Here is a 21,280-nt window from a genome sequence, read left to right as displayed (position 1 = left end):
TACCTAAATAAGATTACTATACCGCTACTTCTTCTTGTGCGGGCGCGGCTTCTTCTCGCGACGCATGACCTCAACCTGCAGCGGGGCGTTCTTAAGACGCTCCTCCTCTTCGGCCTTAGCCTTATCGATAACCTTCTGCGTCACAAAGATCTGCTGGATGACCTGCCAGGCAGAAGACACGTCGTAGTACAAAAGAACACCAACGGGCAGGCTCCAACCCATCCAGAGCATCATGACGGTCATGACGACGGCCATCATGCGCATGCTCTGGGCCTGCTGACCAGTCTGATTGCGCGACATGTACAGCTGCGGAATCAGGGTCAGGACAGCAAACAGAATCAGGCAAACCAGCGCAGGCAGTGCGACCATAAAGCCATCGGCAAAAGAGGCACTCGGCGTGGTAGTCAGATCGGGCAGAATGTTGAAGAACGAGAAGGTGCCCTCGTTAAAGTAATGCGGCAGGTTGCGCAGAAGCGTAAACAGGGCAATGAGGATAGGCATCTGAATCAGAAGCGGCAGGCAGCCGGACAGCGGATTGAACTTGTTCTCGCTGTAGAACTTCTGCATCTCCTCGGCCTGACGTTGGGGATCGTCGGCGTAGCGCTCCTGGATCTCGAGCATCTTGGGCTGCAGCACCTGCATACGGGCCGTCGACTTGGTCGACTTGAGCATGAGCGGCGTCAGCAGCAGACGGACGATGACCACCAGGATAATGATGGACAGGCCCCAGTCGACCGCAAAGGTCTGGATGAGCTTGAGCAGCTCGAAAAGGATGTTAACAATCCAATCCCACATGTAATTTTTCCTCCGATAGCGAGTGCCCGCTAGGGCACAGGGTCATAACCGCCGACGTGCAGGGGATTGCAGCGAGCGATGCGCCTCACGGCAAGCCAGCAGCCTCTACAAACACCGTATTTCTCGATAGCCTGGACGGCGTAATGAGAACACGTTGGATAATAAATGCAGGCGTCAGGCAATAAGGGCGAAATAACCTGTTGATATATGCGAATAGGAGCGATGGCAACACGTCGCAAAACGTGATTGCTCATCGCTCCTCCCCGGCAACGCCGGCGCGTATCACAAGCGAACGCAATGCCTCGTTCATTTCCTCCGGCGACGAGATCCTCGTCTTGGGGGTCGCGAACAAGATGATGTCATAACCCGCAACGGGAAATCCGCAGCTGCGGGCGGCCTCGCGCATCACACGCTTAGAACGGTTGCGCACAACTGCGCAACCGAGTCGTTTAGCACCAACGAAGGCGACCCTTCCAGAGTCGCCTTCGCCAACCGATTCACATATGGTCATTCGAATCAGAGGATGATTGAAACGACGCCCCTGACTGAACACATGCTCGAAATCTTGCCGAGACTTAATAGTCTTCATGCGAGATGTGTGTATCGCTGCTAGACAGTGAGACGCTTGCGGCCCTTGGCGCGGCGACGGGCGAGCACGGCACGACCACCCTTGGTGGCCATACGGGCACGGAAGCCATGGGTCTTGGCACGCTTACGCTTATTAGGCTGATACGTACGCTTCATCTTAAGTTCCTCCTGCTGCATTTCGAGTGTCCGCGAGGGCGCGGACGCAGATATAGACACGTGAGCTTGAAGATTGTAGGGAAATCAATGTTCAAATGTCAAGAAATCAAAGGTAAAAGGTTGCGCAGTTCACACGGTTCCGCCATAAGCCGGATGAGTTTTTGAGTATGACTCCAACTTTTCACGATATTTCACCGAGTTTTCGACAGGTCATGTTGGCAATGTTGAGAACTTTTCGCCCATTTTCCAAAGTTTTCAACATGTTTTGAAAACTTGTCGAAAGATGAGAAACATTGCGCGGTGAGCTACTATTTATCCGAAACCTTTTGAAAGATTGCGAGCGGCATGTCTGACGACTTTTACACCATGGTCGATTCCGGTGACCCGGCACCCGACAACGAGCACATCAACGGCGTACGCGAAGAGCGCGAAGAGGGCGAGCAGACATCAAAACAGACACCGAAAACCATGTATGCGGCGCGCGTCGCCGTCTATGACGACATGCTTTCGACCCCGCGCGTGATCGTCATCGAGCCGCAAGACATCCGCACGTATCTGGAAGAGACGACTAACACCGTCTACCAGTGCATGAAAGAGCAAGGCGGACACATCTCGCTCATGGTTATCCGCGAGATTGTCGAAAACTTTATCCACGCCCACTTTGCCGAGCCCATTATCTCGATCCTGGACGGCGGGGAAACTATCCGCTTTGCCGACCAAGGTCCGGGCATCGACGACAAAGAGCGCGCCTTCGACTTTGGCGTCACCAGCGCAAACAGCAAGATGAAGCGGTATATACGCGGCACCGGGGCAGGTTTTCCCATGGTGCAGGAATACCTGGAAAACGCCGGCGGGGCAGTCTCCATCGAAGATAACATGGGCAACGGCACCGTCGTCACGGTGAGCCTCGACCCCAAGCGCGTGCAGGAAATTGAGCGCGCGGGAGGGCGCGGGGCAGCCGTGCGCCCCGAGGCCCAGGGGTCGGAATACCCACTGCCGGGAGCATTTCCACAGCAAGCAATGATGACTCCGCAGCAAACCATGGCCGCGTCCCCACTGCAACGGCCCATGGCTTCGCAGCAGATGCATCAACCCAGCATGCCGCCCATGCAGGACCCCCAGCCCGCGGGACAGACGACAACTCAAGGCTCGGCAGAGTCCATGGTCCCGGCCGATTTGGATGCAGCCGCGATGCAGCAGGTGACGGGCATGCAAGGAGCTCGGCAGATGGGCTTCCAACCGTACCCGCAGGCATATCCGGGACAATATATGCCGCAGCAGGGATACTCCCAGCAATATATGCAGCAGTATCCCCAGGGCTATCAGCAGCCGTATCAGCAGATGCCGCAGCCGTACCATCCCTGGGCCCAGCAGATGCCGCCGCAGCCATACCAACAGTGGCCGCAAAGTTTTCAACAGCCGATGCCAACCATGCAGAGTTCTCAACAACCAGCAGCTCAAATGATGTATCCTAATGCGGCGAATCAATACGCACAGCCGCAACCGGACGTGTTTGTGAGCGAGCGCGGCAACGCGGCGCTGGGATATCTGTCTCAAAACCAAGAGTGCGGCGCCACCGACCTGGCGCGAGCATTTGGAAACTCCGCGCCCACATGGTCACGCACACTCAATGACTTGGCGCAGGCCGGCTTGGTAATCAAACACGGTCAGAAATACCATCTGACCGAACTCGGCAGCGCTCGCGTGCGTGCCCAAAGTTAAGGAACGGGAGAGACAGTGGACGAGGAAGCAAGCATCATCCTGGAGGATGCCATCGCCTTTTGCCAGCGCGACGGCCAAGATGCACGCCTCATCAACATGTTGGGGCAATCGCGTGCCGTGAGCCTGACCGAGGACACCTTGACCATCGAGGCACCGTCGCGCTTTGCCATTGCGCAGCTCAAAAAGCACCAGCCGACTATCGAGCACTACCTAGAAGAGATTGCCTTTGCGCCGATCGCGCTCAACATCGTGGCCCCGCAGGGTCCCACGACAGGCGCCACAGGGACGGCACCCGTCACTCCCCCTTTGACGACCGTCGCCCCCGTGGCGGCTCCGGAGACCAATGCGAGCGATGTTTCCCGTGAAACCATGCCCCACGCAACAGCCGTGCCGGTAGCAACCGCGCCCAGCGTTTCACACATGCCCGTCGCGCACGACGCGACGCCGGGCGAAGAACCGGGCGTCGCGATCAAAAACACGCTGTCGGCCGACGATTTCCGCCGCATGATGAATCAGATGAAGGGCGTGGCACCCGCCAAGAGCGCAAAACCAGTCTCGACATCGCCTGTGAGCGTCCCCACGGCTGCGGCGCCGGGCGAGCAGAACGCCGATGGCGCACCCCTCGTGGCCAACTCAAAATTCACCTTCGAAAACTTTGTCTACGGCCCCGAAAACAGCCACGCCTATCGTTCGGCGCTTAAATTCGCCGCACTCGCAGACGAACGCGGTACTTGCACATCCCTGTTCATCTATGGCAAATCGGGCTTAGGCAAGACCCACCTGCTGCTCGCCATCAAAAACGAGCTCGCCGAGAAGTCGCCCGAGATCAAAGTGAAATATGCCAACTCACAGGCATACATCGATGATCTGATGACAGAATTCGACCGCCAAAAGAAGAGTAACGCTCCCATCATGCAGGCATACCACGGCGTGGACGTGCTCATCATCGATGACATCCAAAACATCATCGGCAAACGCGCGAGCGTGGACTACTTTTTCCAGCTCATGGACGAGTTTATCCGCAACAACAAGAAAGTCGTGATTGCCGCAGACCGTGCGCCCAAGGACCTGAACATGGACGAGCGCCTGACCAGCCGCTTTAACGCCGGCATGCTCTGCTTGGTAGCAGAGCCCAGCTACGAGATGAAATACAAGATTCTGCAGCGCTATTACGAGAACACGATCGCGGCGGCGCCCGAAGCGGGCGACGACTCGCTGCTGGCGGCCTACGGTGGCGACAGCGGACATCTGACCGACGAGCACTTTAAACATATGGCGGAGGTATCGGGCACCAACATCCGTGAGCTCGAGAGCTTCTGCGAGCGCTGCGCCGGGGAGGCGGGCGACCGCGAGCGCGAGGGTAGCGAGCTGAGCTTCGACGACATCGATGCCATCGCCAGCCAGTACTTCGACACGTCGGCCAAAAAGATCAACGTGCAGACAGTTCAGTCTGTTATCGAGGAGCAATACGGCGTGACGCATGAGGAGCTCATTGGTCCGCGCCGCAATGCCAATATCGCCAAGGCGCGCCATATCGCCATTTACCTAGCGATCGAGATGTGCGAGATGACAACCACCGCCGTGGGTGCGGAGTTTGGCAACCGCAACCACTCGACCGTCAGCACGAGCTACAAAAAAGTCCAGAAGATGATCCAGGAAGACCGGACCGTGACCGAGGACCTCAAATCGCTACGAGACAAAATTACACTGCGCTCGTAGGGAAATAGGCACACCTGTTGAAAACTTGTCGAAACCGCGGGCATAAGGTGTCTAAAACCCAGCCCGCTCCGATGAAAAGTTTTGCGCAGGTTTTGAACGTGGAAAACGACCCCTGTTGCACACAGGGAACTGTCGATTCTCTTTTTGGGTTTGACCTGCATGTTTGGGAGTAATCAACAGTTTCGTCAGTACTATTACTATTATTAAGATATTTATATCTATAGAAAGGTATTAAAAGATGAAGTTCACCGTCAGCCAGAGCTCGCTTACGCAAGCAATCGGCGTCGTCATGAAGGGCGTCGCTTCGGCATCCACCCTCCCCATTCTGTCGGGCGTGCTCATCAAGGCACAAGACGGCATCTTGGAATTCCAGACCTCTAACTACACTATCTCGATTCGTCACCGCATCGCGGCACATGTGGAAGAGGAAGGTGAGATGGTAATCCCCTGCAAGATGCTCTCCAACATCACCAAGACCCTTCCCGATGCCCCAGTTACCTTTGAGCTTTCGGAGCGCCAGGTGCTGATCGGTTGCGAGAAGAGTTCCTTCCGCCTGAATACGCTCGATGCCAACGATTTCCCCGAGTTCCCGGCCTATGCCATCGAGAGCGCCGTTGAGCTCCCGACCGACATTCTGTCCGAGATGGTCAGCCGCGTGTGGCGCGTCACCTCGACCGACAAGGCCCGCCCCATCCTGGGCGGTGTGCATATGAGAGTCGAAAACAACACCGTGCGCCTGGTGGCGACCGACTCCTTCCGTCTGGCCGTGTGCGATACGCAGGTGGAGACCTCGACGCTCGAGGGTTCCTTTGAGCTCAACGTGCCGGCCGATGCCTTCAACGACGCCCTGAGCATCATGGCGAGCCAGGCGACCATTATGATCGGTGCCACCGACACCCAGGTTGTCTTTGAAGCCGGCAACACCACCTACGTGTCGCGCCGCATAGAGGGTGTGTATCCCAACTACAAGCAGCTCATCCCCGATTCATGCGTAACGAGCGTCAAGATCGACGTGGCAGCTTTTAATGCCGCCCTCAAGCGCGTGGCGGTCATCGCGAGCGCCAACCCCGCCGTCAAGTTTGAGATCGATGTCGAGAACGGCCAGATGGGCCTGTCCTCCATCTCCAATGACCAGGATCTGGCGCAGGAGACGATTGATGTCGAGGCCGAGGGCGAGTCGGGCACCATTGCCTTTAACTACCACTACATCTTTGGCTGTCTCAACGCCCTGTCCAAGGAGAAGGAGATCACGCTGGAGCTCAAGAGCTACTCGCAGGCCGGCATCTTTAAGTCCTACGACAAGATCAACTATCTGTACCTGGTCATGCCGGTGCGCATCTAGCGGCGCCCTATGGCCATGTTCGCCCGCGACCTTTCTGTCGCGCGCTACCGCAGCTTCGATAGCTATCGCCTGGCACTGAGCGATGGCGTGACGGTGCTCGCGGGGCCCAACGCGGCGGGAAAGACCAACCTCATAGAGGCACTGCAGCTGCTAACGAGCGGCGCCTCGTTTAGGCATTCCACTGCCGCCGAGCTTGTGCACGACGGCACGGGTTTGTGCAAGGCCGAGCTTAGGCTCGAGGGCGATGGCCGCGTACTGGACATGGGCCTATGCGTGGAGGACGGTAAGCGTTCGTTTAGCCGCAACGGCAAGCGATGTGCCGCCTCTGGCGTGCGCGGCGTGCTGCCGAGTGTTTTGTTCTGCCCCGATCATCTGGATATGGTTAAGCGCGGTGCCAGCGTGCGTCGCGCCGCGCTCGACGACTTTGGTGTGCAGCTGAGCGCCCGCTATGCCGATCTGGCAAGCGCCTATGGCCGCTGCGTGACGCAGCGTAACGCCCTGCTCAAAGAGACATGGTGCTGCCGTGAGATGCTTGGTGCGTGGAATGAGTCGATTGCCCGCGCCGGATCGGCCCTGCTGGTGCACCGCTTGGCCTTGCTCGATCGCTTGGACGCCCACGTGCGCAACGCCTACGGGCTGGTTGCGTCCGGGGAGGAGGCCGATGTGGCCTATGCGTCCACGTTGGGGGAGCTGCCCCAGACCGATGACCGCGAGGAGCTGAGGGGCTGGGCATACGAGCGCATGCTCGCGGCGCTCGACGAGCGCGCCGACGAGGAAATCCGCCGCGGCGTGACACTCGTGGGTCCGCACCGCGACGAGATTGAGTTTTCGGTCGCCGGCCGCTCGGCCCGATCGTTTGCCAGTCAGGGTCAGCAACGTACGTTGGTCCTGGCTTGGAAGGTGGCCGAGGTGGCCGTAGCCCGCGATATTCTGGGTACCGCCCCGCTGCTGCTTTTGGATGACGTGATGAGCGAGCTCGACGGCGATCGCCGCGCCGCTTTTTTGCAGCTGATCGGCGACGACATCCAGACAGTCATAACCACCACCAATTTGGGATACTTTACCGATGAGTTACTTGATCGAGCCAAGGTGGTGAGCATGGGTGAGGCATGCTAATTACGAGCGTGAGAACGGCACGGCTGCCTTCAGTGACTTTTTGGGTGCCGAGCGCCAGCGCATCTTGGCGTCGGCTACGCCCGAGCGTCGTGCGCAAATGGAGGCCGCCGAGGAATCGCGCGCGGTCTACCGTGCTTGGAACGCGGTGTGCTCGGGCACGCGCGAGGGCCGGCACGTGACGGGGCTGCGTTATCTTCCCGAGTCCAACGAGCTGCTGGTGTATCTCGATTCGCCCTCGTGGACACAGGAGATGACACTTTTGCGCGAGATAATCCGCGCACGCATGGAGCGTGCCGGCGCGCATGTGGATGGCCTGGTATTTAAGACGACCCGCCCCGGCCACACGCCGCCTGCGGCAAAAGAGCGCCTGCGCCCGGTCGCGACCGAGCGCCCGCCCGCGCCGCATGCCGACCTGAATGAAGCCGAGCGCGCCGAGATCGAGCGCCAGGTGTCGCCCATCGAAGACCAAAAACTGCGTGAGGCCCTCCAGAACGCCATGAGGGCCAGTGCCGAGTGGGCCAAGGGCGTGCAAAGCAAAAAAGAGTCTTAAATCGCATCTGGTGGCCTTGTATAGGCAAATACCCTCGTCCCCGAGGGTATTTTTTACGATAAAATAGTAAGGCTATACAGATTTTCTTAACCGAAGGAGGACGTGTGGCAAACGAAAACGATTACGATGGCGGCGAAATTAAGATCCTCGAGGGTCTCGAGGCCGTCCGTAAGCGCCCGGGCATGTATATCGGCTCGACGAGCGCCAGCGGTCTGCACCACCTGGTGTGGGAGATCGTTGACAACTCCGTCGACGAGGCCATGGCCGGTTTCTGCACCGAGATTCAGGTGACGGTCCACGCCGACAACTCCATTGCGGTCGTCGATAACGGGCGCGGCATCCCCGTCGACGAGCACCCTGTCAAAAAGATTCCGACGCTCGAGGTCGTCATGACGATCCTTCACGCCGGCGGTAAGTTCGATAACTCGGCCTATAAGGTTTCCGGCGGCCTGCACGGCGTGGGCATCTCCGTTGTCAACGCCCTGTCCAAGCGCGTGGTCGTGCAGGTGCGCCGCGACGGCAATATCTACGAGATGGAATTCTCGCGCGGCAAGACCGTCAAGAAGATGGAGGTCGTGGGCACCTCGGATTCGACGGGCACCACCGTCTCCTTCTGGCCCGACGACGAGATCTTCGAGACCTGCGTCTACGATTTCGATACACTGCACAATCGTCTGCAAGAGACGGCGTTTCTCAACAAGAACCTCAAGATCGTGCTGACTGACGAGCGTGAGGCGGCTCCCCGCGTGGAGGAGTTTTGCTACGAGGGCGGCATCATCGACTTCGTCAAGTTCCTCAACGACGGCAAGGACGTCCCCGAGGCCTTTAAGGAGCCCATCTACATTGAGGGCAAATCGGACCCGGATGCGCCCGTGGCCAAGATGGGCGAGGTCGAGGTGTCCCTGCAGTGGAACGCCGGTTATGGCGAGAACGTCATGTCGTTTGCCAACGACATCTACACCCCCGAGGGCGGCATGCACCTTGAGGGCTTCCGCACCGCCCTCACCCGCGTGATTAACGATTACGCCCGCAAGCAGAACCTGCTTAAGGAGAAAGAGGCCAACCTGAGCGGTGACGACGTGCGCGAGGGTCTCTCGGCCGTCATCTCGGTCAAGCTGCCCGATCCGCAGTTTGAGGGCCAGACCAAGGCCAAGCTCGGTAGTTCCTACATGCGCGCGCTTACGCTCAAGATCGTGACCGACGGTCTTGCCGACTACCTCGAGGAGCACCCCAAGCCCGCCCGCGAGATCGTCAAGAAGGCGCAGCAGGCCTGCAAGGCCCGCAACGCCGCCCGCAAGGCGCGCGAGGCGACCCGTCGCAAGAGCCTGCTCGAGACGGCGTCGCTGCCCGGCAAACTCGCCGACTGCTCGGTGCGCGATGCCGAGCTGACCGAGCTCTTCATCGTAGAGGGAGACTCGGCAGGCGGTTCGGCCAAGGACGGCCGCCGCCGAGACATCCAGGCGATTCTGCCCCTGCGCGGCAAAATTCTGAACGTCGAGCGCGTGGGTGACCATCGTGCGTTCTCGAGCGACACCATCCAGTCGCTGATCACCGCGATCGGTTGCGGCGTCACGACGAGCGCCGGCGACGGCGGCGACTTCGATATCACCAAGGCGCGCTACCACAAGATCATCATCATGACCGATGCAGACGTCGACGGTGCGCATATCCGCATCCTGTTGCTGACGTTCTTCTACAAGTACATGCGTCCGCTGATCGATGCCGGCTATGTCTATGTTGCCTGCCCGCCCATCTTTGGCATTAAGGTGCGCAACAAGATCCACTACGTGTATCCCAACGGCCGACAGCCCGAAGACGAGATTCTGCGCGACACCATTCAGAGCCTGGGCCTGAACCCCGACGACAACGACGAGGGCGGCAAGGCCAAGGATGGCAAGATCACCAAGAAGCGCAAGGGCTATACCGTCCAGCGCTACAAGGGCCTGGGTGAGATGGACCCCAAGCAGCTTGCCTCGACGACGATGGACCCCAAGACCCGCATTTTGCAGCGCGTGACGATCGAGGATGCCGTGGTGGCGGACCGTGCCGTACGCGAGCTCATGGGTTCCGAGGTGGGCTATCGCCGCGAGTACATTGAAAAACACGCGCATGATGCACGCTTCTTAGATGCCTAACCTGTTCGGCTTTCCCAGCCACCGCACCTTCGCCCTCAATCGTCGGTTGCGTACCCAAGTACGCTTCCCTCCTCTTTCGGGCGAATCTGCGGCACCTGGAAAAGCCGTCTCCGTGGTAGGGAACTAATGGACCACGCAAACCATGAGGAGGTAACGTGGCAGACGATATCAACAACAACGAGGGTATGGACGCGGCCGGCGACGCCGGTATGCCCGATGATCTGAAGCGCCTGCTCGCCCGCGCCGAGCAGGGCGAGGATGGCGATCCGGATTCCTACAACCCCGATGTCGAGGATGAAGAGGAAGAGGATGACGACGCCGAGCTCGAGGAGAGCTTTGGCGCGGTCGATCGCGGTGCCTCGGCCGGCGAGGACATCAACGGCGGCCAGCTCCAGATTTCGGAGTTTGGCCGCGAGATAAAACAGTCGTTTATCGAATACTCGATGTCGGTCATTACGGCACGCGCCCTGCCGGACGTGCGCGACGGCTTAAAGCCGGTGCACCGCCGCATCCTGTACGCCATGAACGAGAGCGGCATCTACCCCAACCGCCCGCACAAGAAGTCGGCCTGGACGGTCGGCGAAGTTATCGGTAAGTACCACCCCCACGGCGACTCCGCGGTCTATGAGACCATGGTTCGTCTGGCGCAGTGGTTCTCCATGCGCACGCCGCTTATCGACGGCCACGGCAACTTTGGCAACATCGACGGCGACGGTGCCGCAGCTATGCGTTACACCGAGAGCCGTCTGGCAAAGCCCGCCATGGAACTGCTCCGCGACCTGCAGAAGGATACCGTCGACTGGCAGCCCAACTACGACGAGTCGCTCGCCGAGCCCGTGGTACTGCCCGCACGCTTCCCCAACCTGCTGGTTAACGGCAGCCAAGGCATCGCTGTAGGCATGGCCACCAATATCGCCCCGCATAACCTCACCGAGGCGATCGAGGCCACCTGCTACCTGATCGACAACCCCGACGCCACCGTCGACGAGCTCATGCAGATTATGCCCGGCCCGGACTTTCCCACCGGTGCCATCATCATGGGTAGCGCCGGCATTAGGCAGAGCTACGAGACCGGCCGCGGTTCCATCACCGTGCGTGCCAAGGCCCATGTGGAGTCCACCAAGACCGGCCGCAGCCGCCTGGTCTTTACCGAGATTCCCTACATGGTCAACAAGGGCACCCTGCAGGAGAAAATCGCCCAGCTCGTAAACGACAAGCGCATCGAGGGCATCTCGGACATGCGCGACGAGTCCAACCAAAAGGGCATCCGTCTGGTCATTGAGCTCAAGAAGGGCGTTATCCCGCAGGTCGTACTTAACAACCTGTATAAGTACACCTCGCTGCAGACCACCTTTGGTGCCAACAATCTGGCGCTCGTCAATGGCGTTCCTAAATGCCTGAGCCTGCGCGAGATGCTGCAGCACTACATCGACCACCAGGTCGACGTAGTCACCCGCCGCACCCACTTTGACCTTAAAAAGGCCCAGGCCCGTGCACATATCCTTGAGGGCTACCTTATGGCCCTCGACCATATCGACGAGGTCATTAGCATCATCCGCTCCTCGCAGACCGATGCCGAGGCCAGCAGCCGCCTGATTGAGCGTTTTGGCTTTACGCCCGAGCAGACCACGGCCATCCTCGAGATGAAGCTGCGTCGCCTGACCGGCCTGGAGCGCGACAAGATCCAGGAAGAGCTGGACGGCCTGCGCCGTGCTATCGCCTACTACGAGGACCTGCTGACGCACGAGGAGAAGATTCTGGGCGTTATCAAGGAAGAGATGCGCGAGATCTCCAAGAAGTTTGGCGACAAGCGCCGTACCGAGATCAGCCAGGTCGAGAAGGATCTGGACGTCGAGGACCTCATCGCCGACGAGGACATGGTCGTGACGATCACCCACACCGGCTATGTGAAGCGTATCCCGGTGGCCGCTTACCGCGCCCAGAAGCGCGGGGGCAAGGGCGTGTCGGGCGTCAACCTTAAAGAGGACGACGTTATCGACGAGATGTTTATCGCGTCCACCCACGAGTATGTGCTGTTCTTCTCGAGCAAGGGCAAGGTCTACCGTCTGAAGGTGCACGAGCTGCCGGTTGGTACGCGCCAGGCGCGCGGCACCGCAATCGTCAACCTGCTTCCCTTTGAGGAGGGCGAGAAGATCGCGAGCGTCATTAGCTGTCGTGAGTTCCCCGCCGATGAGTACCTGATGTTTGCCACCAAGAACGGCATGGTCAAGAAGACCGTGATGAGTGCCTATGATCGCAGCCGCCGCGATGGCCTAATCGCCATCAACCTGAGGGACGACGACGCGCTGCTCGCCGTGCGCCGCGTACGCGAGGGCGACAAGATCATCATGGCCACCACTGCGGGCAAGGCGATCATGTTCCCCGGGGACCAGGTTCGCGCTACCGGCCGCGACACCAGCGGTGTCCGCGGCATTGGCATGAAGGACGGCGTGAGTGTCCTGGGCATGGAGGTCACCAACGGCGAGGGCGACCTGTTTGTCATTACCGAGTGCGGCTACGGCAAGCGCACGCCGGTCTCGGATTATCCGGAGCAAAACCGCGGCGGCCAGGGTGTCTACACCATCCAAATGACCGAGCGCAAGGGCAACCTTGCGGCCATGAAGGCGGTCGGCCCGCAGCATGAGCTGTTTATCGTGACGGAGGGCGCGACGGTCATTCGCGTCAAGACCGACGAGATCAGCCAGACCGGTCGAACCACGCAGGGTGTCAAGATGATGACCGTAAGCGATGACGACCGCGTGTGCGCCGTTGCCCGCATGACGGCCGCCGAAGAGAAGCCCGAGGGCGAAAGTGCCGAGACCGCAGACGTCACCGAAGAGGCCCCAGTCGACCTAGGCGACGGCAACGACATGCCAGAGGATCTCCTAGACGAGTAAGAGGACCTAGCTGGTAAAAATCATCAGACCCCATATATCGGCGGTCGGCGCACTGCGCGCCGACCGCTTTTTTGACAATCTTTGAACCCCACGCCGGGCAGCCGGGGCCGACACCCTTCAAAGATTTTCAAAAAAGTTGTTGACGCGTGCGTAACGACTCGTCTAATATATCCCTTGCGCGATGGACCTGTAGCTCAGTTGGTTAGAGCGTCCGGCTGATAACCGGGAGGTCACAAGTTCGAATCTTGTCAGGTCCACCACTTTCTTTCGCAATAAACACCCCAGCGAGAGCCGAGTCGCCGCTGGGGTGTTTATTACTGTCTCCGTGGGGGTTTAGCTCAGCTGGGAGAGCGCGGGCTTTGCAAGCCTGAGGTCAGGGGTTCGATCCCCCTAACCTCCACCATGATGGACCTGTAGCTCAGTTGGTTAGAGCGTCCGGCTGATAACCGGGAGGTCACAAGTTCGAATCTTGTCAGGTCCACCATCTAAAACGTAAAGAGCCCCGAGCTATTGCCTCGGGGCTCTTTTCTTACCTATCCAATAAGTTTTTGTGTGCGGTGCGAAAGTTTGGGTAGTATAGCTATTCAACGCGGCGGAGCTGCCGCGCATGCCAATAACAACGTACCGGAGGTGTTCCATGGTTCGTGTCGACATAGAGACCATCGTCATGGCCGCCGGTCCCGTGCCATCGCTGATCGTCTTGCGCGAGCGTTGCCGTAAGTCGGATTCGTCCGCGCCGCTGCGCTCTCTTTCCATCCAGACCGGTTCCTACGAGGCAGCGGCCATCAGCCGCGGTATCGATACCGGCCGCACCGATCGCCCCATCACCCACGATCTTTTGCTCGATACCATCGAAGTGGTGGGAGCGAAGATCGAGCGTATCGAGATCGTGCGCGCCGAGCCGCCGGTGTTCTACGCGACGGTCGTCGTGCACACCGATAGGGGCGAGCATATGCTTGACGCACGACCGAGCGACGCTATCGCCCTTGCCGTGCGCAGCAATGCCCCCATGTTTGTGGAGGACGACATCATGAATCGCTTGGGCACCGTCTCTCCGCTTGCCGACGAGGTTGACGACGAGAGTGAGTTCGAGAAGTTTGACGAGTTTGTCCACACGCTCTCGCCCGATGATTTCTAAATGTCGGTTGAGCACGATGCACGGCGAGCGCTGATGGGCACCAGCGTGTCGGCCGAAGCAGCCGCTATCGCGCGTGAGGCCCATATGCGCGCCGAGGCATTTGAGGCCGCGCGCATTGCGTATGTGACGCAGGCTCGCACTCTTCGCGAGCGCCGTGACTCCTATATCAAGATGGTTGTTGTCTCCGCGCTTGCCGCGGTAATCTTGTCGCGGCTTCGTGGTACAGTTGGTGCGCTTGGGTTTTCGATTTCGACGGGCCTGGTGATCTGGGGCGTGGTCGATGCGGTAATGCTGACCAACCAGATCAAGGTGCTCGACAAGCGCGCGGCGGATATGGTTCGCGCCCGTGACGCTGCCGCCAGAATCGCGGCCGAGGCACAGGAGTTATAACGACGCCGAATGCGATGGGAAGGTCAAAAGATGGCACAGGATATGCAGGACGCCGGTAACGTCTCCGCCGAGCTCGACGCCATGGTGTGCGATCTGATCGGTGCGTTTTTGGACGACCTTGCCGCCGGTGAAAACCCGGGCGTTGTCGTGGCGATCGAGGATGCCGCCTCCAACCGCTACCTTGCGGCTCTCGACGAGGACGGTGAGGAAGCATGCCTGGAGGCTGCCACCAACTTTATCTCCGAGCACAAGATGGGTCTCAAGGACGAAGGCCTGGGCCGCATCGCCCGCTATGCCATCGGCTACACCGGCTGTGTGGAGATCGAGGGTGGATATCACGACGCTTTGCTCGTTAGCTTCTTCGAGACCACGCTCGAGAGCGGTTTTTCGGCATATGTGCTGTACGAGGGCATGGGCGCCGGCGATGGTTTTATGTGGAGCGACCCTGAACCTGCAGGTGAGGAAACCCCTCTCATCTAGAATCGCTAAAATAAACGAGTTTTCGGTAAAAGGCTCAATATTCCCGCCGAGCGTTGTGTTGCTGGACGGGTCGCATACGCGTGCCGTTTGTATATAGATAGAAGATAGGGGAACTACATGCGCGTAGACAATCTGAGGAACATCGCCATTATCGCCCACGTCGACCACGGTAAGACGACGATGGTTGACAAGCTCCTGCGTGCCACGGACGCCTTCCGTGCCAACCAGCAGGTCGAGGATCGCGTCCTGGACTCCAACGACCAGGAGCGCGAGCGCGGCATCACGATTCTCGCCAAGAACATCTCTATCGAGTACAAGGACGTTAAGATCAACGTCATCGACACCCCGGGCCACGCCGACTTTGGCGGTGAGGTCGAGCGCGTGCTGCGCATGGCCGACGGCGCCCTGCTGCTGGTCGACGCCTTTGAGGGCCCCATGCCCCAGACCCGCTTTGTCCTACGTCACGCCATCGACACCGGCCTTAAGATCATGATCGTCATCAACAAGATCGACCGTCCGGGCGCCAACCCCGAGAAGGCCTATAACGACTGTCTGGACCTTATGGCCGACCTGGGCGCCACCGACGACCAGCTCGAGTTTGCCATGGAGCACGTGGTCTATGCCAGCGCCATGAATGGCTTTGCCCGCCTTGACCCCAACGACGGCAACATGGACATGTACCCGCTGCTCGACATGATCATCGACGACATGCCCGCGCCCGAGGTTGACGAGACCGCGCCGCTCGCTATGCAGTGCGTGACCATCGACCACTCCAACTTTGTCGGCCGCATCGGCATTGGCCGTGTGTACTCCGGCACCATTCGCCAGGGCGATCAGATCCTGGTCGTCAAGAACGACGGTTCCAGCGCCACCGCTACCGTCAAGCAGCTCTTTACCTTCGACTACCTGGGCCGCACCGAGTGCCAGGAAGTCGGCGCCGGCGACATTGCCGCCGTCGTGGGTATCGAGCGCACCGACATCGGCGATGTCTACACCGATCCCGAGAACCCCGTCGAGCTCGAGCCTATCGAGATCGATCCGCCGACCCTGTCCATCGTCTTCGAGGCTTCGACCTCTCCGCTCGTCGGCCGCGATGGCGATATTGTGGGCGCTCGTCAGCTCAAGGAGCGCCTGTTCAATGAGGCCGAGAACAATGTGACCATGAAGATTGAGGAGCTCGAGGACAAGAGCGGCGTCGAGGTCTCGGGCCGCGGCATTCTGCACCTGTCCGTCCTGATGGAGTCCATGCGTCGCGAGGGCTTTGAGTTCCAGGTCGGCCGTCCCCGCGTTCTGTTTAAGAAGGATGAGAACGGCAACAAGATGGAGCCAGTCGAGCAGGCCGTCGTCGAGTGCCCGGACGAGTACTCGGGCAAGGTCGTCGAGGTCTTTGGCACCTCTGGCGGCATTATGACCAGCATGGACACCTCGGGCATCGTGACGCACCTTGAGTTTAAGATCCCGACCCGCGGCATCATGGGCCTTAAGAACCGCATCATGAACGTCACTCACGGCGAGGGCGTGTTCTATCACACCTTCCTGGAGTACGGTCCTTACGCCGGCGAGATCGGCAACCGTCAGAACGGCGCCATGATCTCCATGACCACCGAGAAGGCCGTTGCCTACGCTCTGGGCACGCTGCAGGAGCGCGGCCAGCTGTTTGTTGAGCCGGGTGTCGAGTGCTACGAGGGCATGATCGTGGGCGAGCGCAGCAAGGCCGGCGACATGGTCGTCAACATCGCCCGTACCAAGAACCTGGGCAACCAGCGTTCCTCGACCTCCGATATCTCCGTGCAGCTGGTGCCGCCTCGCACCTTCTCGCTGGAGGAGGCGCTGGAGTACATCGCCGATGACGAACTGGTGGAGATCACCCCCAAGAACATCCGTCTGCGCAAGCGTCTGCTCAACGCCACCGATCGCAAGAAGGCTGCCGTTCGCGCCGGTCAGGTCAACAAATAAGCGCTGAGCTCTGTAGTATTCACAAGAAAGGGCGTCGACCATCGCGGCCGGCGCCCTTTTTGTACCACCACAAAGAGGAAGGGCACCTTTGCGGTGGTTGGCGGTTAGGCGGAGGGAAGGCCCGGGGTGTTGGGGGCCTGTTGCGGTTTGACGTGGGCGCTGCGCCAGATGATCTGAATGAGATAGCCCAGCATAAAGACGAAGGCTACGCCGCTGATAAAGTTGCCCATAAGGGGAAGTGCTGTAAGGGCGCCGGCGATGGCGCCGCCCACGGCGGCCATGGCGTAGCGGTTCTGGCTGTGCCCGACCATGCGTGCGACCGCGGTGCCCGCAAAGGCCGCCGAGACCAGGGCGATGCCGATGACGCCGCACATCAGGGCTCCGGCGAGCGACAGGCCGGCAATCGAGATGATGAGCAGCAAGATGGCGGGAGCGGCGGCTACCGTGCCCAAAAGACCGCTCACCCACAGCGGGGCGGGGTGCTGGTGAAGCATGCCGGCCGCGCTGGCTGTTGCACGCGGAAAGACGAGCTCAAGGAGAATCGCGACAAAGCAGGTGGAAAGAGCTGCGGCAACGATGCCGCCGATGACGTCGTTGATGGTGGAGGTATCCTCGTTCTCGGTGCGGTCGATCTTGAGGGCTCCCACTTTGGCGCCGTCGGCGCGTTCGGGGTCCTGTGAGACATGAGCGTTTACGGTGCCGGTGATGTTGGCGTTTTTGCCGAGCACCAGCTTGTCGGCCCAGACCTCAACATCGCCATCGACAGTGCCGTCGATGGTTACCGTACTGCCCGCGAGCACTGCCGACTTGGCGGAGCCGCGCAGGGCAACCGTCTCACCTGCGGCATAGAAGCAATTGGCGGTACTGCCGGAGTTAAGTACGACGTGCTGAGCGGCAACTGTCACGCTTCCATCAATGGTGGTCTTGGCGATATCGATGGTGCGCGCCGCCAGGCGAACGGCGCCGCCTACGGTGCAGTCGCGAATCGACAGGCTTTCGCCGGCGGCGATGATATCGCGGTCGATGGACGCGTCGTCCAGGCTAAGGATTTGACCGGCCCAGTACAGATCGCCCCCGACGCCGGATGGACTGGAATCCCCGTCGGACACGAAAACATTGCCCGCGGTGTCGGTGCCGGCGAATGCCATGGAAGGCAGCGCGGTAAACGCCAGCGCGATAAGCGCGAAGGCCATAATGAGGCGTCCGCGCATGTTGTGACGTTGTGCCGCCGCGGGTTGGTTGTGAGGCATGGTGAATCCTTTGCTTGGTGATTTGCATACGCCCAATATGGTACCCATTGCGCCTTCGCTCTAAAAGAAACTCGCGGTTGCAGTATTCTGCATGGGCAATTGCCTACGTAAGGCGTCGTGGGATATCGGGCCTGCGGCCGGTTGTAGATAGGCTGTCACCTTGCGATGGGCCGGGCCGTGCTATCTATTTTTTACGATGTAGGAAACGCGCGATATCGTCCTCGGTGGGGCTTTTGATGTCAAAGCGCAGCGAGAGCCAGCGCAGGCCCATGGTCACTGCGACGCAAACGACCAGCGCGACGACATTGCTGACCAAGCCGCTCATGACAAGGCAAACATAGCTTGCCGATCCAGCGATAGCCGCGATGGCATAGAAGTTGGTGCGCTGGAAAATACCCGGCACCACGCCCATAAAACCATCGCGCAGCATGCCGCCGCCTACCGCGGTAAAAAAGCCCATCATGATGCACACGACCGGTGCAAATCCGTACACGAGCGCCTTATCTGCGCCGGTTGCCGCATAAATACCCACCGAGATGATGTCGAGCAGGGGGATGAGCTTGTCGGGCTTGTCGACGATGGCAGGGAAGATGTAGATGATGGCCGCCGTGGCGATGGACAGCGGAAGCGCCATGGGCTGGTTAAGGATGTAGACGTTGCCCACCTGGAGCGTCATATCGCGCAAAAGACCGCCGCCCAGACCGCAGACCACGGCGAGCGCGACGGCGCCCACCAGATCGAGTTTGTGCTCGCGCGCAACCAGTACACCCGAAATCGACGCCGCGACGACAGCGAACATCTCGAGCCAAAACGGGATGGCAACCATGGCATCCGAGGCGTGTGCGGTAACGATTACAGTGGCGATGACGGGCAAGGTGGGTTCCTTTGGGTAGTTGGATTGGAAAATGCCCGTACATAGTACATGGTTGTGGGAGGTCGTGACCCCATTGCTCGGTAAACGGTCGGAACTGGGCGCGGTCACAGGTTCCAAACATGTACATCAGCATCCAAAAACGACATTTTTTGACATCTTTGGAGGGTGATGTACATGTTTGGAGATCTGGGTTGGTGTTGAACGCCCTGTCGGGTTCGAACCCCTCCTCCGCCGCCGTATTTGTCTGTAAGGGAATCAAAACAAAAAAGCTCCCTTTGTTGGGAGCTTTCTCAACCAAAATGGCGGAGGAGGAGGGATTCGAACCCTCGTGACCTTATACAGGCCAAACGGTTTTCGAGACCGCCGCATTCAACCACTCTGCCACCCCTCCGCGTGGGGTAAAAACAAAGCAGGCACAAAGGCCTGCTTTGGAATTAACTGGCGGAGAGTCAGGGATTTGAACCCTGGAGACGCTTTTGACGCCTACACGATTTCCAATCGTGCTCCTTCGGCCACTCGGACAACTCTCCGTTAAATGCGAAAGTCAGTATACACGAGGAATCGCAAAGTGCAAACCAAAAACTTGGCATTTTTTAAATCGCATCGCTCCGTCGTTTGCCCAACCGTGCCGAAACCAATCGATGACCTGTGTAATCGGCCCAGGCGAACTGTTCAAATGAGGTAGTTACGGACGGTCGGGAATCAAGTTTAATAATTCAAAATGTCGCGTTGTACCGCTGGTATGCATTTTGTGACCGTAGCCATGCTGCGAGCGACTTGCGGTTATCTGGCAGAAAGTCGGTATGTACCCGCCCTTGTCCTCAAATCCGTCAAGCTCTTGGACAGCATTTGGTTGGAATACGCAAGAAAGGCCGTGCGAGTATGGACATATGTGGAGGTCATGAGGTTGTAGCTGCATATTCTTGCAGCCTGGGAGGTTGAAAGATACTATTACCAAGTCTTTTCCTGCTTCAGGCGCACCTTCACGACCTGAAGCCACATTTGTCCAGAGGAGGTGACAATATGAAGGCTTATGAACTGCTGTTCTTTGTTGACCCGTCGCTCGACCCCGAGACTCGTCTCGCTGTTATGAAGCGTATCGATACCACGATCGCTGAGGGCGCTGGCAAGGTCGACTCCGTTGACGAGTGGGGCAAGCGCAAGCTCGCCTACGAGATCAACGACCTCACCGATGGTGACTACACCCTCATCAACTTCCACGCAGATCCTACCCAGATCGCCGAGCTTGATCGCGTCCTGCGCATCACCGACGCTGTGGTCCGCCACATGATCGTCCGTCGCGACGACCAGGAGTAAGACTGTCGTTTTGGACTGGGCTTGTGCCCCAAGAGGAAGTAGTGAGTAATGAGCATCAATCGAGTGAACATCACCGGTAACCTCACCCGCGATCCCGAGCTGCGCGCCACTGCCGGCGGAACCCAGGTTCTGTCCTTTGGCGTCGCCGTGAACGATCGCCGCCGCAATGCGCAGACTGGCGAGTGGGAGGACTATCCCAACTTTGTCGACTGCACTATGTTCGGCACCCGCGCCGAGGCCGTGAGCCGTTTCCTGGCAAAGGGAAACAAGGTCGCGATCGAGGGCAAGCTGCGCTACAGCTCTTGGGAGCGCGACGGTCAGCGCAGGAGCAAGCTTGAGGTCATCGTCGATGAGATCGAGTTTATGAGCTCCCGTGGTGGCCAGGGTGGCTACGATCAGGGCGGTTACGCCCCCGCAGCTCCCGCGCCCGCAGCACGTCCGGCCGCACCGGTGGCTACGCCGCCCGCGGTCGACGTCTACGATGAGGACATCCCGTTTTAAGGGTTGTTCACCTATTTTTGAGTGAGAGGCGGCTTCGGTTCGCCGAAGTTGCCAAATGAAAGGTATTTTGACATGGCTAATGATTTTTCTGCACGTCAGCCGCGTCGTAAGTACTGCCAGTTCTGCAAGGAGAACACTGAGTTCATCGACTATAAGGACACTCAGCTTCTCCGTAAGTACATGACCGACCGTGGCAAGATCAAGCCCCGTCGCGTCACTGGCGCTTGCACGCAGCATCAGCATGACATCGCCAACGCCATCAAGCGCGCCCGCGAGATGGCTCTCCTGCCGTACACCGTCCCCGTGGTTTCCTCCCGTGGCAACCGCGACCGCGGCTAAGAAGGGAGACGCATC

The 21,280-nt window shown here is 59.2% G+C and carries 20 protein-coding genes and 5 tRNA genes; 17 read left to right on the top strand and 8 right to left on the bottom strand.

Translation table 11 applies throughout. The annotated features are described in order from the left end of the window. Positions 1–24: 24 nt before the first annotated feature. From ACTQZF_RS06660 to rpmH, 4 genes are read right to left on the bottom strand one after another with little or no spacing between them, the layout of a single operon-like run. Complete coding sequence (locus tag ACTQZF_RS06660) at positions 25–795, bottom strand: YidC/Oxa1 family membrane protein insertase (RefSeq protein WP_441554865.1); 771 nt, start codon at positions 793–795, stop codon at positions 25–27. Between the two features lie 29 nt (positions 796–824). Further along, the gene (gene yidD, locus ACTQZF_RS06655) at positions 825–1,049 is read right to left on the bottom strand and encodes a membrane protein insertion efficiency factor YidD (protein ID WP_154516787.1); all 225 of its coding nucleotides are present in this window, start codon (positions 1,047–1,049) and stop codon (positions 825–827) included. After that, the gene (gene rnpA, locus ACTQZF_RS06650; RefSeq protein WP_154516785.1) at positions 1,046–1,384 is read right to left on the bottom strand and encodes a ribonuclease P protein component; all 339 of its coding nucleotides are present in this window, start codon (positions 1,382–1,384) and stop codon (positions 1,046–1,048) included. The genes yidD and rnpA overlap by 4 nt, the downstream gene beginning before the upstream one ends. Positions 1,385–1,404: 20 nt before the next feature. Further along, the gene (gene rpmH / locus ACTQZF_RS06645; protein ID WP_019127408.1) at positions 1,405–1,539 is read right to left on the bottom strand and encodes a 50S ribosomal protein L34; all 135 of its coding nucleotides are present in this window, start codon (positions 1,537–1,539) and stop codon (positions 1,405–1,407) included. 345 nt (positions 1,540–1,884) lie between these two features. On the opposite strand from rpmH, the gene ACTQZF_RS06640 reads away from it, so the two are divergent. From ACTQZF_RS06640 to typA, 14 genes are all read left to right on the top strand, one after another. Beyond that, positions 1,885–3,261 (top strand): ATP-binding protein, encoded by a 1,377-nt coding sequence (locus ACTQZF_RS06640; RefSeq protein WP_441068196.1) that lies wholly within the window; start codon positions 1,885–1,887, stop codon positions 3,259–3,261. A 15-nt stretch (positions 3,262–3,276) separates the two neighbouring features. Further along, positions 3,277–4,980, top strand: a complete 1,704-nt coding sequence (locus ACTQZF_RS06635; RefSeq protein WP_441554864.1) for a DnaA ATPase domain-containing protein — start codon at positions 3,277–3,279, stop codon at positions 4,978–4,980. A gap of 238 nt (positions 4,981–5,218) precedes the next feature. After that, positions 5,219–6,322, top strand: coding sequence for a DNA polymerase III subunit beta (gene dnaN / locus ACTQZF_RS06630; protein ID WP_427748154.1), 1,104 nt, complete (start codon positions 5,219–5,221; stop codon positions 6,320–6,322). A 9-nt stretch (positions 6,323–6,331) separates the two neighbouring features. Beyond that, positions 6,332–7,438 (top strand): DNA replication/repair protein RecF, encoded by a 1,107-nt coding sequence (recF, locus tag ACTQZF_RS06625; RefSeq protein WP_441554863.1) that lies wholly within the window; start codon positions 6,332–6,334, stop codon positions 7,436–7,438. Continuing rightward, positions 7,425–7,988 carry a DciA family protein gene (locus ACTQZF_RS06620; protein ID WP_441042208.1) on the top strand — a complete coding sequence of 188 codons (564 nt, stop codon included), beginning with the start codon at positions 7,425–7,427 and terminating at the stop codon, positions 7,986–7,988. The genes recF and ACTQZF_RS06620 overlap by 14 nt, the downstream gene beginning before the upstream one ends. Before the next feature lie 104 nt (positions 7,989–8,092). Continuing rightward, positions 8,093–10,123 (top strand): DNA topoisomerase (ATP-hydrolyzing) subunit B, encoded by a 2,031-nt coding sequence (gene gyrB, locus ACTQZF_RS06615; protein WP_441554862.1) that lies wholly within the window; start codon positions 8,093–8,095, stop codon positions 10,121–10,123. A 185-nt stretch (positions 10,124–10,308) separates the two neighbouring features. Beyond that, positions 10,309–13,020 (top strand): DNA gyrase subunit A, encoded by a 2,712-nt coding sequence (gene gyrA, locus ACTQZF_RS06610; RefSeq protein ID WP_441554874.1) that lies wholly within the window; start codon positions 10,309–10,311, stop codon positions 13,018–13,020. A gap of 183 nt (positions 13,021–13,203) precedes the next feature. Beyond that, positions 13,204–13,280 (top strand) — tRNA-Ile (locus ACTQZF_RS06605). A gap of 67 nt (positions 13,281–13,347) precedes the next feature. Then, positions 13,348–13,423: transfer RNA gene (locus tag ACTQZF_RS06600), tRNA-Ala, on the top strand. Between the two features lie 4 nt (positions 13,424–13,427). Continuing rightward, positions 13,428–13,504 (top strand) — tRNA-Ile (locus tag ACTQZF_RS06595). 153 nt (positions 13,505–13,657) lie between these two features. Beyond that, positions 13,658–14,158 carry a bifunctional nuclease family protein gene (locus ACTQZF_RS06590; protein WP_441042203.1) on the top strand — a complete coding sequence of 167 codons (501 nt, stop codon included), beginning with the start codon at positions 13,658–13,660 and terminating at the stop codon, positions 14,156–14,158. Further along, the gene (locus tag ACTQZF_RS06585; RefSeq protein WP_441015226.1) at positions 14,159–14,548 is read left to right on the top strand and encodes a hypothetical protein; all 390 of its coding nucleotides are present in this window, start codon (positions 14,159–14,161) and stop codon (positions 14,546–14,548) included. A 30-nt stretch (positions 14,549–14,578) separates the two neighbouring features. Continuing rightward, on the top strand, positions 14,579–15,028 hold the full coding sequence (locus ACTQZF_RS06580; RefSeq protein WP_154516767.1) for a hypothetical protein: 450 nt from the start codon (positions 14,579–14,581) through the stop codon (positions 15,026–15,028). Positions 15,029–15,145: 117 nt separating this feature from the next. After that, entirely contained in the window at positions 15,146–16,984 is a 1,839-nt protein-coding gene (gene typA, locus ACTQZF_RS06575) for a translational GTPase TypA (RefSeq protein WP_154516764.1), read from the top strand. 104 nt (positions 16,985–17,088) lie between these two features. Here typA and ACTQZF_RS06570 read toward each other — a convergent pair whose 3' ends face one another. The 4 genes from ACTQZF_RS06570 to ACTQZF_RS06555 form a co-directional block, all read right to left on the bottom strand. Beyond that, positions 17,089–18,234 (bottom strand): polymer-forming cytoskeletal protein, encoded by a 1,146-nt coding sequence (locus ACTQZF_RS06570; RefSeq protein WP_427795613.1) that lies wholly within the window; start codon positions 18,232–18,234, stop codon positions 17,089–17,091. Positions 18,235–18,418: 184 nt separating this feature from the next. Next, the gene (locus ACTQZF_RS06565; protein WP_229770653.1) at positions 18,419–19,108 is read right to left on the bottom strand and encodes a trimeric intracellular cation channel family protein; all 690 of its coding nucleotides are present in this window, start codon (positions 19,106–19,108) and stop codon (positions 18,419–18,421) included. Between the two features lie 300 nt (positions 19,109–19,408). Continuing rightward, a tRNA-Ser gene (locus ACTQZF_RS06560) sits at positions 19,409–19,499 on the bottom strand. Between the two features lie 48 nt (positions 19,500–19,547). Continuing rightward, positions 19,548–19,638, bottom strand: a tRNA-Ser gene (locus ACTQZF_RS06555). Between the two features lie 493 nt (positions 19,639–20,131). Here ACTQZF_RS06555 and rpsF point away from each other — a divergent pair. The 3 genes from rpsF to rpsR all read left to right on the top strand — a co-directional run bounded on the left by rpsF (position 20,132) and on the right by rpsR (position 21,265). After that, positions 20,132–20,425, top strand: coding sequence for a 30S ribosomal protein S6 (gene rpsF, locus ACTQZF_RS06550; RefSeq protein WP_006235831.1), 294 nt, complete (start codon positions 20,132–20,134; stop codon positions 20,423–20,425). Positions 20,426–20,473: 48 nt separating this feature from the next. Further along, positions 20,474–20,926: a single-stranded DNA-binding protein gene (locus tag ACTQZF_RS06545; RefSeq protein ID WP_006235830.1), complete on the top strand. Its 453-nt coding sequence runs from the start codon at positions 20,474–20,476 to the stop codon at positions 20,924–20,926. 72 nt (positions 20,927–20,998) lie between these two features. Beyond that, the gene (gene rpsR, locus ACTQZF_RS06540; protein WP_006235829.1) at positions 20,999–21,265 is read left to right on the top strand and encodes a 30S ribosomal protein S18; all 267 of its coding nucleotides are present in this window, start codon (positions 20,999–21,001) and stop codon (positions 21,263–21,265) included. Positions 21,266–21,280: the final 15 nt, after the last annotated feature.

Origin of the sequence: Collinsella sp. LCP19S3_H3 (genome assembly GCF_052119145.1) — a bacterium.
Lineage (GTDB): Bacteria > Actinomycetota > Coriobacteriia > Coriobacteriales > Coriobacteriaceae > Collinsella.
Note: the sequence above shows the minus strand (reverse complement) of the source record. Positions and strands in the feature narration are given on the sequence as shown.

Excerpts from the sequence above, each read along its gene's own strand:
- ACTQZF_RS06660 (WP_441554865.1), bottom strand. The coding sequence starts at position 795 with ATGTGGGATTGGATTGTTAACATCCTTTTCGAGCTGCTCAAGCTCATC.
- yidD (WP_154516787.1), bottom strand. The coding sequence starts at position 1,049 with ATGAGCAATCACGTTTTGCGACGTGTTGCCATCGCTCCTATTCGCATA.
- rnpA (WP_154516785.1), bottom strand. The coding sequence starts at position 1,384 with ATGAAGACTATTAAGTCTCGGCAAGATTTCGAGCATGTGTTCAGTCAG.
- rpmH (WP_019127408.1), bottom strand. The coding sequence starts at position 1,539 with ATGAAGCGTACGTATCAGCCTAATAAGCGTAAGCGTGCCAAGACCCAT.
- ACTQZF_RS06640 (WP_441068196.1), top strand. The coding sequence starts at position 1,885 with ATGTCTGACGACTTTTACACCATGGTCGATTCCGGTGACCCGGCACCC.
- dnaN (WP_427748154.1), top strand. The coding sequence starts at position 5,219 with ATGAAGTTCACCGTCAGCCAGAGCTCGCTTACGCAAGCAATCGGCGTC.
- recF (WP_441554863.1), top strand. The coding sequence starts at position 6,332 with ATGGCCATGTTCGCCCGCGACCTTTCTGTCGCGCGCTACCGCAGCTTC.
- gyrA (WP_441554874.1), top strand. The coding sequence starts at position 10,309 with ATGGACGCGGCCGGCGACGCCGGTATGCCCGATGATCTGAAGCGCCTG.
- ACTQZF_RS06590 (WP_441042203.1), top strand. The coding sequence starts at position 13,658 with ATGGTTCGTGTCGACATAGAGACCATCGTCATGGCCGCCGGTCCCGTG.
- ACTQZF_RS06585 (WP_441015226.1), top strand. The coding sequence starts at position 14,159 with ATGTCGGTTGAGCACGATGCACGGCGAGCGCTGATGGGCACCAGCGTG.
- ACTQZF_RS06580 (WP_154516767.1), top strand. The coding sequence starts at position 14,579 with ATGGCACAGGATATGCAGGACGCCGGTAACGTCTCCGCCGAGCTCGAC.
- typA (WP_154516764.1), top strand. The coding sequence starts at position 15,146 with ATGCGCGTAGACAATCTGAGGAACATCGCCATTATCGCCCACGTCGAC.
- ACTQZF_RS06570 (WP_427795613.1), bottom strand. The coding sequence starts at position 18,234 with ATGCCTCACAACCAACCCGCGGCGGCACAACGTCACAACATGCGCGGA.
- rpsF (WP_006235831.1), top strand. The coding sequence starts at position 20,132 with ATGAAGGCTTATGAACTGCTGTTCTTTGTTGACCCGTCGCTCGACCCC.
- ACTQZF_RS06545 (WP_006235830.1), top strand. The coding sequence starts at position 20,474 with ATGAGCATCAATCGAGTGAACATCACCGGTAACCTCACCCGCGATCCC.
- rpsR (WP_006235829.1), top strand. The coding sequence starts at position 20,999 with ATGGCTAATGATTTTTCTGCACGTCAGCCGCGTCGTAAGTACTGCCAG.